Consider the following 12,646-nt stretch of genomic DNA (forward strand, 5'->3'; position numbering starts at 1 on the left):
CATGTCGATCACACGCCGAGATTTTGCCAAGGCCAGCGCCGTCGCCGCTGCGGCCTCCGCGGCCGGTCTGCCCATTCCGGCCAGCGCCCAGCGGCTGATTGCCGGGGGCGACGCCAACGAGCTGCAGTGGAGCAAGGCGCCCTGCCGCTTCTGTGGTACCGGCTGCAGCGTCATGGTGGCGACGCGAGACAACCGCGTGGTCGCCACCCACGGCGACATCAAGGCGGAGGTCAACCGCGGCATCAACTGCGTCAAGGGCTACTTCCTGTCCAAGATCATGTACGGCGCCGACCGCCTGACCCGACCGCTGCTGCGCATGAAGGACGGCCAGTACCACAAGGACGGCGAGTTCGCGCCGGTCTCCTGGGAGCAGGCTTTCGACATCATGGCGCAAAAGTACCGCGACGCCATCGCCAGCCACGGCCCCGAGTCGGTGGGCATGTTCGGCTCCGGCCAGTGGACCGTCTGGGAGGGTTACGCCGCCAGCAAGCTGATGAAGGCGGGTCTTCGCAGCAACAACATCGATCCCAATGCGCGCCACTGCATGGCATCGGCGGTGGCCGGCTTCATGCGCACCTTCGGCATCGACGAGCCGATGGGCTGCTACGACGATTTCGAGGCCGCCGACGCCTTCGTGCTCTGGGGCTCCAACATGGCGGAAATGCACCCGGTGCTCTGGTCCCGGGTGACCGACCGGCGGCTGTCCCATCCCGGCTGCCAGGTGGCGGTGCTGTCGACCTACCGGCACCGCAGCTTCGAGCTCGCCGACATCCCGATCGTATTCACGCCGCACAGCGACCTGGTGATCCTCAATTTCATCGCCAACTACATCATCGAGCAGGGCCGGGTAAACCGCGACTTCGTCGACAGCCATACCCGCTTCGCCCTGGGCCAGACCGATATCGGCTACGGCCTGCGGGACGAGGACCCGCGGGAAGCGTCCGCCGCCGGCCGCGACAAGGCCAACGACAGTACGCCGATCACCCTCGAGGAGTACGCCGAGTTCGTGAAGCCCTATACCCTTGAGCGAGCGGTGGAAGCCTCCGGCGCGTCCGAGGAACAGCTGCTGGCGCTGGCGGAACTCTACGCCGACCCCGAGCGCAGGGTGATGTCGCTCTGGACCATGGGTTTCAACCAGCATACCCGCGGCGTCTGGTGCAACAACCTGGTCTACAACTTGCACCTTCTCACCGGCAAGATATCGAGTCCCGGCAACAGTCCCTTTTCGCTGACCGGCCAGCCCTCGGCCTGCGGCACGGCGCGGGAAGTCGGCACCTTTTCGCATCGCCTTCCGGCGGACATGGTGGTCGCCAACCCGGAGCACCGTGCCACGGCCGAGAAGATCTGGAAGTTGCCGGCGGGCACCATTCCGGCGAAGCCCGGCTACCATGCGGTGGCGCAGAGCCGCGCGCTCAAGGACGGCAAGCTGCGGGTTTACTGGACCCAGGTCAGCAACAACGCCCAGGCCGGCCCCAACCTGATGCAGGAACTGCTGCCCGGGTGGCGCAACCCGGATGTCTTCGTCATCGTGTCGGATGCCTACCCGACCACCTCGGCCCAGGCGGCTGACCTGATCCTGCCGGCCGCGATGTGGGTCGAAAAGGAAGGCGCCTACGGCAACGCCGAGCGGCGAACCCAGTTCTGGCACCAGCTGGTGCAGGCGCCCGGCGAGGCGAAATCCGACCTGTGGCAATTGGTGGAGTTCTCCAAGCGCCTGACCACCGACGAGGTGTGGCCCGCTGAGCTGCTCGACGAAAACCCGGATTACCGCGACAGGACCCTGTACGAGGTGCTCTTTGCCAACGGCAACGTCGACGCTTTCGACAACAGCGAGCGCGACCCCGCCTATGCAAACCAGGAAGCCGACGCCTTCGGCTTCTATATCCAGAAAGGACTGTTCGAGGAATACGCCCGCTTCGGCCGCGGCCACGGCCACGACCTGGCGCCCTTCGAACGCTATCACCAGGAGCGTGGCCTGCGCTGGCCGGTGGTCGATGGCCGGGAAACCCGCTGGCGCTTCCGCGAAGGGGAAGACCCCTACGTCGAGGCCGGCAGCGGCGTACAGTTTTACGGTCACAAGGACAAACGCGCGGTGATCTACGCGCTGCCGTACGAGCCCCCTGCCGAGTCACCCGACGAGGAATACCCGTTCTGGCTCTGCACCGGCCGCGTTCTGGAACACTGGCATACCGGCTCGATGACGCAGCGGGTACCCGAGCTGCATCGGGCGGTTCCCTATGGCCTGCTGTACATGCACCCGGATGATGCCCGCGATCAGGGCATGCGACGCGGCAGCGAGGTCAAGGTGGTGAGCCGTCGCGGCGAGCTGCTGGTGCGGGTCGAAACCCGCGGCCGGGTGGAGGTACCCCGCGGGCTGGTGTACATCCCCTTCTTCGATGCCCAGCGACTGGTCAACAAGCTGACACTGGACGCCACCGACCCCATCTCCAAGCAGACCGATTTCAAGAAGTGCGCGGTCCGCCTTGAACTCCAGTCCCTGGCGTAAGGAGACGACCATGAACCGCAAGCCCTTCATCCCGGTCGTCAGCGCTGTGCTGGCGACGCTGATTCTGAGCCTGTCCGTGCATGCCGAGCCTTATCCCCCGACGCCGGGACCTGACGGCGTCCGCCCGGGCGGCACCCTGTTCGAATCGCTGCCCGCGCCCGAGATCAAGGACCCGGTCGACTCCGACACCCGGCGCGTTCGTGCCTACCCTGAGCAGCCGCCCACCATTCCGCACACCGTGCGCGACTATCAGGTCGATACCAACAGCAACCGCTGCCTCGACTGCCACACCCGTATCCAGACCGGCGTCAGCGGCGCCCCCATGATCAGCATCACGCACTTCATGGACCGCGACTTTCAGGTACTGGCCACCGTGGCGCCGCGCCGCTATTTCTGCATGCAATGCCATGTACCCCAGTCGGATGCGCCCCTCAGCGTTCAGAACACCTTCAAGGACGTGGATATCCTGCTGCGCGGTACGGACGATGCTGAGGGTGAGGCGCAATGAAAGACTGGTTGAAAGGCTACTGGGCGCTCCTGAGAAAGCCATCGGCCTGCTACAGCCTTGGCTTTCTGGTGCTGAGCGGTTTTGTCGGCGGCATCATTTTCTGGGGCGGCTTCAACACCGCGCTGGAAGCGACCAACACCGAAACCTTCTGCGTGGGCTGCCATGAAATGCGCGACAACGTCTTCGAGGAAATGAAGACCACCATCCACTACAGCAACCGCTCCGGCGTGCGCGCGACCTGTCCGGACTGCCACGTACCGCATGACTGGACCGACAAGATCGCCCGCAAGATGCAGGCCTCGAAGGAAGTCTGGGGCAAGATCTTCGGCACCATCAGCACCCGGGAGAAGTTCCTCGAGAAGCGCCTGGAGCTGGCCAAACACGAATGGGCCAGGCTGAAGTCCAACGACTCGCTGGAGTGCCGCAACTGCCACGATTTCGACTACATGGATTTTACCGAACAGGCGCCGCGGGCGCGGGAGATGCACTCCACTGCCCTGGCCAGGGGCGAAGCCACCTGTATCGACTGCCACCGCGGCATCGCGCACCAGCTGCCGGACATGAGCGACGAAGATCCCTGGGGGCCGGCCAACCCGCTGTTCGACCAGGCCGCGTTCAAGCCGTCCACAGGTCCCGGCCAGGGGAGTTCCCCGGAAAGGGCATATTAAGCAGCCATGGCGGACGAACCGACACTGTTGCCGCCGCATATGCCAGGCTCCCCGCCACCGCCCGGAGCCGTGCTCGCCGATCGCGACAAGCTGTCCCATATCAACACCTACGGCGACCTTCCGCGCTGGTATCGCGACTACGCTTTCAATTGCATCGACTGCGGCATTGCACAGCTTTGGACCGCCGAACAACAGAAGTGGTATTACGAGGAGGCGAAAGGTCATATCTGGGCGGTCGCGGTTCGTTGCCGGGCTTGTCGAAAGCGACGCAAGGCGGGTGGCACTTCAAGCTCAGCCGACCCTAAAGAGGCGTCACCATGAACGAACATGAAAAGCTCAATTACGTCGAGTACCCGGCTACTGACTTGCCCTCGACCAAGGCGTTCTTCGAAACGGCCTTCGGCTGGTCCTTCACGGACTACGGCCCCGACTACACGGCATTTGCCGGACAGGGCCTCGACGGCGGCTTCTTCAGCGCCGATATGCACTCCAGCACGGCCAATGGCGCCGCACTGCTGGTGTTCTACAGCAGCAATCTCGAGGCGACGCTCACGAAGGTCCGTGACGCAGGCGGCCTTATCGTCAAACCCATCTTCAGCTTCCCCGGGGGCCGGCGTTTTCATTTCACCGAACCGAGCGGCAACGAGTTTGCGGTCTGGTCCGACAGGGCGGGAGACTGAGTTTGAACTTCCGGCATAAAACGGATGTCGGCGCACGGGTCCGCTGCCATGGGAAAGCTGGCCGAGGCGTTCGCCCGTTCCCTGCGTCACGGCTCGATTCAACCTCCAAATAGATTTTCGATATCACCCTGGCGGATGCAATTGACGCACGGTCGAAGTGATCAGACAGGAGTGAAGATGTCATCGATTGCCAAAACACCCAAACCACCCTACTACGCCGTGATCTTCACCTCGCTTCGGACCGAGGTCGACGAGGGTTACGCGGAAATGGCGGAGCGGATGGAGGCGCTCGCCTCGGAGCAGCCCGGGTTCCTCGGGGTCGAATCGGCCAGGGAAGCGGTCGGCATCACCGTTTCGTACTGGTCGGATCTCGAGTCGATAAAAAGATGGAAGGCCGATCTCGACCACCGGGAAGCCCAAAGGCTCGGGCGCGAACAGTGGTACTCGTCCTTCAAGACACGGATTTCCAGGGTCGAGCGCGATTACGGATTTTGATCACCGATAATTTTTAAACAGTATCGATTAGCATCAGGCCTTACCTTGGCGGGAAGAAGGCATCATTCGTAGGATGGGTGGAGCCGCAATGGCACTCCGCTGTCGGTACGCAGCGCAGTGGCGGCGGCGCAACCCATCAATGGCTTCAGCGGTGCTGACTCCCGCCGCAAGATGGGTTACACGACGCCCTGGCTACATTGGGACGCGGATATCCAGATCCCCCGCGTCGTTTCACCCATCCTACGATAGTGTCGTCTGGTTTCCCTTCAAACGTCGAAGATTTTTTCCTGCCGTTGTCGATTGCCCCTCGCCACGTTCGACTACCCTTTGAAGCCACAAGATAAAGGAGAATGTCATGACAGATGCAACGGGTACCGTTCGGCTGCACCGGGTGCTGCGGGCGCCGGCCGAACGCGTCTACAAGGCGTTTATCGATAAAAGCGCGCTGGAGCGCTGGCTTCCGCCGTACGGCTATACCGGCACGGTGCACGAAATCGATGTCCGGGTCGGCGGCGGCTACCGGATGTCGTTCACCAATTTCGGAACCGGCCACAGCCATTCGTTCCGGGTGGAATATCTCGAGCTGGTGCCCAATCAGCGTATCCGGCATAGCGACCGCTTCGACGACGCGAACCTTCCGGGCGAAATGCTCGTGACGATCGAGCTGAAAGCGGTGCTCTGCGGAACCGAGATCAGTATCGTCCAGGCAGGCATTCCCGCGGTGATTCCGGTCGAGATGTGCTACCTGGGCTGGCAGGAGTCTCTCGCGCAGCTGACCCGGCTGGTCGAGCCGGAGATTCCCGACCAGGGATAGACAAGAGCCTTGCGAACGGCCACACCTTGCCCCCTTTAATTAAAGCTCAAGGAGCCAGAGGATTGAAAAGCCAGCAGGAGTTTTGGGACAAATCGGCGTCCCGTTACGCCAGGAGTCCAATCAGGGACGAGCAACGCTACCAACAGAAACTGGCAGTTACCCAGGGCTACTTCCGGCCGGACTGGTCCGTGCTGGAGTTCGGCTGCGGCACCGGCGGCACTGCGCTGATCCACGCCCCCTTCGTCCGACATATCCTCGCAACCGATATCTCGCCCCGGATGCTGGAGATCGCCGAATCCAAGGCACGGGAGGCCGGGGTCGACAACGTCAGCTTCCGCCAGGGCACCCTGGACAGCCTGCCGCTGGAACCGGAGAGCTTCGATGCCGTGCTGGGGCTCAATATCCTGCACCTGCTGGACGACGTGGAAGCGACGATCGCCAGGATCTACCGCCTGCTGAAGCCCGGCGGGATCTTCGTATCCAGCACCGCCCTGGTCGGCAGCCTGCCGATCTACTGGCGCGTGCTGATCCCGGTGATGCAGGTGCTGGGCCTGGCACCCCACGTGAGTCGTTTAGACAAAGAAATGCTGGTGTCGATGCTGACCGCCGCCGGCTTCGGCATCGACTACCAGTGGCAACCGGCGAAGGAATCGGTATTCATCGTGGCGAAGAAAGGTAACTGAAGGAATGAAACTGAAAATACCGCCGCTCGCGCTGGTCGTGCTGGTCGGGCTCGCCATGGTCCTGGCGTCCCGCCTGGTCCCGGGAATCGATATCGGCGCCATGCCGGGCGCCCTGCTGGCGCTGCTGCTGGCCGGCGCCGGATGCTACTTCTGCGTCTTCGGCGTGCTCGAGTTCCGCCGTCACCAGACGACGGTCGACCCGCGCTACCCCGACAAGTCGAGCGCCCTGGTCAGCAGCGGCGTCTACGCCCTGTCCCGCAACCCCATGTACGTCGGGTTCGCGCTCTGGCTCTGTGCCCTGGTCGCCTTCCTGCAGTCACCCTGGCTGCTGATCGGCGTCCTGTTCTTCGTCTGGTATATCGACAGGTTCCAGATCCGTCCCGAAGAAGCCGCGCTGTCGCAGCACTTTGGCGAGCAGTTCAGCGAATACAGGGCCCGGGTACGGCGGTGGATCTGACAGGAGCTCGGTGGAACCGCCCGGCTCTGGCACTACGGTGCCGCGGCAACCGTCATTCGCCCGGAGACCGGGCTCCTACGAAAAAGCCGCTTCCCGGGGGATGCGGCTTTTGGTTTTAGGCGGCGACGCTTCACTCTCTAAGGCCCTTACGCCTTAGACAGCTGCCGGTGCGCTTCACTTCGTTCAGCAGTACCCTACCCACTCACCACTTACAGATTTTCGATCCGGTTAAGGCCCGAGATCGCCGCGACACGGTAGGCTTCCGCCATGGTCGGGTAATTGAAGGTGGTGTTGATGAAGTATTTCAGGGTATTCGCCTCGCCCGGCTGGGTCATGATCGCCTGGCCGATGTGCACGATCTCGGAGGCCTGGTCGCCGAAGCAGTGAATACCCAGAATCTCCAGGGTTTCACGGTGGAACAGCAGCTTGAGCATGCCGACCGGCTGACCGGAAATCTGCGCGCGGGCCGTATCCTTGAAGAAGGCCTGCCCGACTTCATAGGGTATGCACTCGGCGGTGAGTTCCTCCTCGGTCTTGCCCAGCGAGCTGATCTCCGGAATGGTGTAGATGCCGGTCGGAACCTCGTTGATATAGCGGAAGTCGTCGCCGCTGAGCAGATCGGCCGCGGCCGCGCGGCCCTGGTCCAGCGCCGCCGACGCCAGGCTCGGCCAGCCGATGACATCGCCTGCCGCGTAAATGCCCTCACAGGCCGTGCGGTAATGCTCGTCGACTTCGAGCTGACCGCGGCCGTTGGCCGTCAGCCCGATGTTCTCTAGCCCTAAGTGATCGGTGTTGCCGGTACGGCCGTTGCACCAGAGGAAGGCATCGGCACGGATGCGTTTGCCGGATTTCAGCGTCAGCGTCACGCCGCCCTGATCGCCGGTCACCGACTCGTACTCCTCGTTGTGGCGAATCTTCACCGCGTGGTTGCGCAGGTGGTAGCTGAGCGCGTCGGAGATCTCCTTGTCGAGGAAAGACAGCAGACGGTCACGGTTGTCGATCAGGTCGACCTTGACCCCGAGGCCCGCAAAGATCGACGCGTATTCGCTGCCGATGACGCCGGCGCCGTAGATGATCAGCGTGCGCGGCGTATGCCCGAGCTTGAGGATGGTGTCGGAGTTGTAGATACGCGGGTGATTGAAGTCCACGTCTGCCGGGGTATAGGGGCGCGAGCCGGTAGCGATGACGATGTTCTTCGCACGCAGGGTCTCGTCGCCCTTGGCGGTACCGCGCACCAAGATGGTGTTCCTGTCGGTGAATTCGGCACGGCCGAAGAAGACATCGACGCGGTTACGGGCGTAGAAATTGGTACGCAGCATCACCTGGCTGGCGATGACCTTCTCGGCGCGATTCAGTACATGGGGAAAGGAGAACCAGCGTGGCTCACCGATATCGCGGAACATCGGGTTGGTGTTGAACTCGATGATCTGCTTGACCGAGTGACGCAGCGCCTTGGACGGGATGGTGCCCTTGTGGGTACAGTTGCCCCCGACCAGGTCCTGCTCCTCGATCACGGCGACACGGCGCCCCTTTTTGACCGAATTCATCGCCGCGCCTTCCCCGGCCGGACCCGAGCCGATCACGATGACATCGTAGTCATATACTGCCATTCATTTCCCCTTCACTCTGTCCAGTTCGCCCTGTTTCCGGGCGTTATAATCTTCCATTACCGCGGTTGCGCAAATATGTACGGGTACCCGTAGGATGGGTGAAGCCGCCATCAGCACGAAATTGTCGGCTGGCGCCAAGTCACAACGGCGGCGCAACCCATCATAGGCGCGAAGGCGCCTTCGTTTCGGCTGGCACAGAGCTGCAGATACCGGCGTCAAAACAGCCTGTAACAGTAAGTTCGCTGTGGCCGGAGAAAGCCTCCGTGGCTGCCGATGCCAATCGATCTGTACAGCGATCGATATGATGGGTTACACGATGCCCACACCGCCGGGTAAATATTGAAGCAAAGGTAATCGCATCGCTCCACCCATCCTACGGATCGGCCATTGCCTCAGGCGCCGCTCTTGACCTCGTAGGCGAGATCCTGCGACTCACCTTCACGACTGGTCGCTTTCTTGGTTTCTTCTTCGCACTTGTTGGGGTTGCCGCCGCAGATATCGCAGACGGTGTCCATGCCGAGGGCACTCATGCCGCCGCAGGACCCCTTGATCGGTTTGCCGCCGAGCAGCACGCCGATGGACATCGCCAGGATGACGACGCCGAGGACCACAAAGGTCAGAATCATTACGTCCACTTGGGTTCACCTCATTCGGTCAGGTAGGGCTCGAATGCCGGCGTCATGCGCTCGACGAAGCCCTCGTCCGATTTGACGATAAAAAATGCCGCCACTCCGTTGTCGACCGCATACTGAAAACCGCGTTCCGCTCCCATCACCGTGAACATCGTCGCCAGACCGTCGGCTTCGGCGCAGGTCGGGCTCAGCACAGTGACCGACGCCAGCTTGTGGCTGATCGGGCGCCCGGTCGCCGGGTCGATGGTATGGGAGAAACGGATGCCATTTTCCTCGAAATAGTTGCGATAGTCACCCGAGGTGGCCACGCCTATCTCGTGTACCTCGATAATGCGCTGCACGTCGCGCTCACCCGCCACCGGGCTTTCGATGGCGATACGCCAGGGACTGCCGTCGGGCTTGGTGCCGCGGGCACGCAGTTCGCCCCCGACCTCGACCAGATAGCTGTCGACGCCCTCACCCTCCAGTACCCGGGCCAGCTCGTCGACCCCATAACCCTTGGCGATTCCGGAAAGATCGACGTAAAGCGCGGCATCGCGGGTCACCTTGCGCCCGTTCGGGTCCAGGTGCAGCTTGCGATAGCCGGTATGCGCCCGAATGCGATCGATCTCTGCCTGCTCCGGCGCATGGGTAATGCGGCCGTCGGGTCCGAAGCCCCAGAGGTTGACCAGCGGGCCGACCGTCACGTCAAAGGCGCCGTCGCTGCTTTCGCTGATCCGCTGCGACAGGCTGAGCACCTGAAACAGCCCTTCGGATACCTCGGTGACGGAGCCGGCCGGCTCGCGGTTGAGAACGGAGAGCTCCGAGTCCTCCATATAGGTGGACATCGACTGGTTCACAGCCGCCAGGGACTGCTCCAGCTTCGGCGCGATCCGCTCGACACTGCCGGGATCGTTCGACACCCACTTGACGCTGAACGTCGTGCCCATGGTCGGGCCGCTAACGCTTACGACCTGGGGACTCGAGTCACAGCCGCTGAGTAGTGCAAGCGCTACAAACAAAGTGGCCAGCAGCGAAGCTGCTGGCCACCCGGATGTCAGCTTCGGCGAGGAAGCCTGCATCATTTAGCCACCGAAGTCGTCGAGGAAGATGTTTTCCCGCTCGACGCCAAGGTCAAGCAGCATCTGGATGACGGCGGCGTTCATCATGGGCGGTCCGCACATGTAGTACTCGCAGTCTTCCGGCGCCTCGTGGTCCTTCAGATAATGCTCGTACAGCACGTTGTGGATGAAGCCGGTGTAACCGGTCCAGTTGTCTTCCGGCAGCGGATCGGAGAGCGCCAGGTGCCACTGGAAGTTGTCGTTCTCCGCGGCCAGCTGATCGTACTCTTCGCCGTAGAAGGCCTCGCGCATCGAGCGCGCGCCGTACCAGAAGCTGATCTTGCGCTTGGAGTTCAGGCGCTTGAGCTGGTCGAAGATGTGCGAACGCATCGGTGCCATACCGGCGCCACCGCCGATGAAGACCATTTCGTTGTCGGTATCCTTGGCGAAGAACTCGCCGAAGGGTCCGTAAACGGTGATCTTGTCACCCGGCTTGAGGCTGAAGACGTACGAGGACATCTGGCCCGGCGGGTGGTTGGTGCCCGGAGGCGGCGACGCGATACGGATGTTGAACTTGACGATGCCCTTCTCTTCCGGGTAGTTCGCCATCGAGTAGGCACGGATCACGGTCTCGTCGACCTTGGACACGTACTGCCAGATGTTGAACTTGTCCCAGTCCGGATGGTATTCCTCTTCGATGTCGAAGTCCTTGTAATGCACTTCGTGCGGCGGCGCTTCGAGCTGGACGTAACCGCCGGCGCGGAAGTCGACGTTCTCGCCCTCCGGCAACCGCAGCGTCAGTTCCTTGATGAAGGTCGCGACGTTGGGGTTGGACTCGACGGTGCACTCCCACTTCTTGACGCCGAAGACGTCATCTTCGAGTTCGATCTTCATGTCCTGCTTGACCGCGACCTGGCAGGACAGACGCCAGCCATCTTTCGCTTCACGCAGGTTGAAGTGCGACTCCTCGGTCGGCAGCATGGAGCCGCCGCCTTCTTCGACGATGCACTTGCACTGGGCGCAGGTACCGCCGCCGCCGCAGGCGGAGGGCACGAAGATACCGGCGTTGGCCAGGGTGCTCAGCAGCTTGCCGCCGGCCGGCACGGTGATGCTCTTGTCAGGATCGCCGTTGATTTCGATATGAACGTTGCCGGAGCTAACCAGCCTGGAACGGGCTGCCAGGATAACCGCGACCAGTGCAAGCACCACCGCGGTAAACATGACAACGCCGAGAATGATTTCAGCATTCATGAGCTTGAACCTTCCTTCTGTTGATCATGTTCCTTACAGCTGTACGCCGGAGAAGGACATAAACCCTAAGGACATCAGACCTACGGTAATGAAGGTGATGCCCAGGCCACGCAGTCCAGCCGGCACGTCGCTGTACTTGAGCTTTTCGCGAATACCCGCCAGTGCGGTAATCGCCAGCGCCCAGCCGGTACCGGCTCCGACGCCATAGACCACACTTTCACCGAAGGTGTAGTCACGCTCGACCATGAACAGTGCGGCACCCATGATGGCGCAGTTCACGGTGATCAGCGGCAGGAACACGCCCAGCGCGTTGTAGAGCGCCGGAACGAACTTGTCGAGGAACATCTCGAGGATCTGCACGATCGCCGCGATAACGCCGATGTACGAGATATACCCGAGGAAGCTCAGGTCGACGTCGGGGTAACCGGCCCAGGCTAGCGCCCCTTCGCGCAACAGATGGTTGAAGATGAGGTTGTTGACCGGCGTGGTGATCGCCAGAACGACGATAACGGCAATACCGAGGCCAATCGCGGTCTGCACCTTCTTCGAGATGGCGAGGAAGGTACACATCCCCAGGAAGAAGGCCAGCGCCATGTTTTCGACGAAGACGGCCTTAACGAAAAGGCTGATCAGCTGTTCCATTTACACAGCCTCCTTCTTGCTGTTCGGGGCCAGCACGTACTCCGGTTCTTCGATCTGCTCCTTCTTCCAGGAACGGACGATCCAGATGAACATGCCGATGATGAAGAACGCGCTCGGCGGCAGCAGCAACAGGCCGTTGCCCTGATACCAGCCACCGTCGTTGATCAGCGGCAGGATCTCGATACCGAACAGGGAACCGGCGCCGAACAGTTCGCGCACGAAGCCGACGAACATCAGTACCGCGCCGTAGCCCAGGCCATTGCCGATACCGTCCAGGAAGGAGATTCCCGGCGGATTCTTCATGGCGAAGGCTTCGGCACGACCCATCACGATACAGTTGGTGATGATCAGGCCGACGAAGACCGACAGCTGCTTGGAGATCTCGTAGGCGTAGGCCTTGAGAATCTGGTCAACCACGATTACCAGCGACGCGATAATGGTCATCTGGCAGATAATGCGGATGTTGCCCGGAATATGGTTGCGGATCAGCGAGACGAACAGGTTCGAAAACGCCGTTACCGCGATAACCGCCAGGGTCATCACCAGCGCGGTGTTGAGGTTCGTCGTAACCGCCAGCGCCGAGCAGATGCCGAGGATCTGCAGCGCGATCGGGTTGTTCGCGAAGATCGGTTTTACCAGGACGTCCTTGGATGCAGACAT

At 61.9% G+C, this 12,646-nt stretch carries 15 protein-coding genes; 9 read left to right on the plus strand and 6 right to left on the minus strand.

The features are described from left to right. Position 1 precedes the first annotated feature (1 nt). The 9 genes from napA to IEX85_RS08660 all read left to right on the plus strand — a co-directional run bounded on the left by napA (position 2) and on the right by IEX85_RS08660 (position 6,811). Positions 2-2,506, plus strand: coding sequence for a nitrate reductase catalytic subunit NapA (gene napA / locus IEX85_RS08620; RefSeq protein ID WP_188860184.1), 2,505 nt, complete (start codon positions 2-4; stop codon positions 2,504-2,506). A gap of 10 nt (positions 2,507-2,516) precedes the next feature. Beyond that, positions 2,517-3,014: a nitrate reductase cytochrome c-type subunit gene (locus IEX85_RS08625; RefSeq protein WP_188860185.1), complete on the plus strand. Its 498-nt coding sequence runs from the start codon at positions 2,517-2,519 to the stop codon at positions 3,012-3,014. Then, entirely contained in the window at positions 3,011-3,682 is a 672-nt protein-coding gene (locus IEX85_RS08630; protein ID WP_188860186.1) for a cytochrome c3 family protein, read from the plus strand. The genes IEX85_RS08625 and IEX85_RS08630 overlap by 4 nt, the downstream gene beginning before the upstream one ends. Positions 3,683-3,688: 6 nt before the next feature. Further along, entirely contained in the window at positions 3,689-4,003 is a 315-nt protein-coding gene (locus IEX85_RS08635) for a zinc-ribbon domain containing protein (protein WP_188860187.1), read from the plus strand. Next, positions 4,000-4,362 (plus strand): VOC family protein, encoded by a 363-nt coding sequence (locus IEX85_RS08640; protein ID WP_188860188.1) that lies wholly within the window; start codon positions 4,000-4,002, stop codon positions 4,360-4,362. The genes IEX85_RS08635 and IEX85_RS08640 overlap by 4 nt, the downstream gene beginning before the upstream one ends. Before the next feature lie 177 nt (positions 4,363-4,539). After that, a complete protein-coding gene (locus IEX85_RS08645) occupies positions 4,540-4,857 on the plus strand; it encodes an antibiotic biosynthesis monooxygenase family protein (RefSeq protein ID WP_188860189.1) in 318 nt (105 codons plus the stop codon). A 355-nt stretch (positions 4,858-5,212) separates the two neighbouring features. Then, a complete protein-coding gene (locus IEX85_RS08650; protein ID WP_188860190.1) occupies positions 5,213-5,671 on the plus strand; it encodes an SRPBCC family protein in 459 nt (152 codons plus the stop codon). A gap of 62 nt (positions 5,672-5,733) precedes the next feature. Next, positions 5,734-6,354 carry a class I SAM-dependent methyltransferase gene (locus tag IEX85_RS08655; protein ID WP_188860191.1) on the plus strand — a complete coding sequence of 207 codons (621 nt, stop codon included), beginning with the start codon at positions 5,734-5,736 and terminating at the stop codon, positions 6,352-6,354. A 4-nt stretch (positions 6,355-6,358) separates the two neighbouring features. Beyond that, positions 6,359-6,811 carry a methyltransferase family protein gene (locus tag IEX85_RS08660; RefSeq protein ID WP_188860192.1) on the plus strand — a complete coding sequence of 151 codons (453 nt, stop codon included), beginning with the start codon at positions 6,359-6,361 and terminating at the stop codon, positions 6,809-6,811. A gap of 209 nt (positions 6,812-7,020) precedes the next feature. Here the strand turns inward: IEX85_RS08660 and sthA are convergent, their stop codons facing one another. The 6 genes from sthA to IEX85_RS08690 all read right to left on the minus strand — a co-directional run bounded on the left by sthA (position 7,021) and on the right by IEX85_RS08690 (position 12,646). Next, on the minus strand, positions 7,021-8,421 hold the full coding sequence (gene sthA / locus IEX85_RS08665) for a Si-specific NAD(P)(+) transhydrogenase (protein WP_188860193.1): 1,401 nt from the start codon (positions 8,419-8,421) through the stop codon (positions 7,021-7,023). A 392-nt stretch (positions 8,422-8,813) separates the two neighbouring features. Then, complete coding sequence (gene nqrM / locus IEX85_RS08670; RefSeq protein WP_188860194.1) at positions 8,814-9,056, minus strand: (Na+)-NQR maturation NqrM; 243 nt, start codon at positions 9,054-9,056, stop codon at positions 8,814-8,816. An 11-nt stretch (positions 9,057-9,067) separates the two neighbouring features. Continuing rightward, complete coding sequence (locus IEX85_RS08675) at positions 9,068-9,982, minus strand: FAD:protein FMN transferase (RefSeq protein ID WP_308425644.1); 915 nt, start codon at positions 9,980-9,982, stop codon at positions 9,068-9,070. 135 nt (positions 9,983-10,117) lie between these two features. Then, positions 10,118-11,344, minus strand: coding sequence for an NADH:ubiquinone reductase (Na(+)-transporting) subunit F (nqrF, locus tag IEX85_RS08680; protein ID WP_188860195.1), 1,227 nt, complete (start codon positions 11,342-11,344; stop codon positions 10,118-10,120). A 33-nt stretch (positions 11,345-11,377) separates the two neighbouring features. Further along, positions 11,378-11,986 (minus strand): NADH:ubiquinone reductase (Na(+)-transporting) subunit E, encoded by a 609-nt coding sequence (nqrE, locus tag IEX85_RS08685; RefSeq protein WP_188860196.1) that lies wholly within the window; start codon positions 11,984-11,986, stop codon positions 11,378-11,380. Next, positions 11,987-12,646, minus strand: coding sequence for an NADH:ubiquinone reductase (Na(+)-transporting) subunit D (locus IEX85_RS08690; protein WP_188860197.1), 660 nt, complete (start codon positions 12,644-12,646; stop codon positions 11,987-11,989).

The sequence above is a fragment of the Marinobacterium nitratireducens genome (assembly GCF_014645375.1).
In the GTDB taxonomy this organism is placed as follows: Bacteria; Pseudomonadota; Gammaproteobacteria; order Pseudomonadales; family Balneatricaceae; genus Marinobacterium_A; species Marinobacterium_A nitratireducens.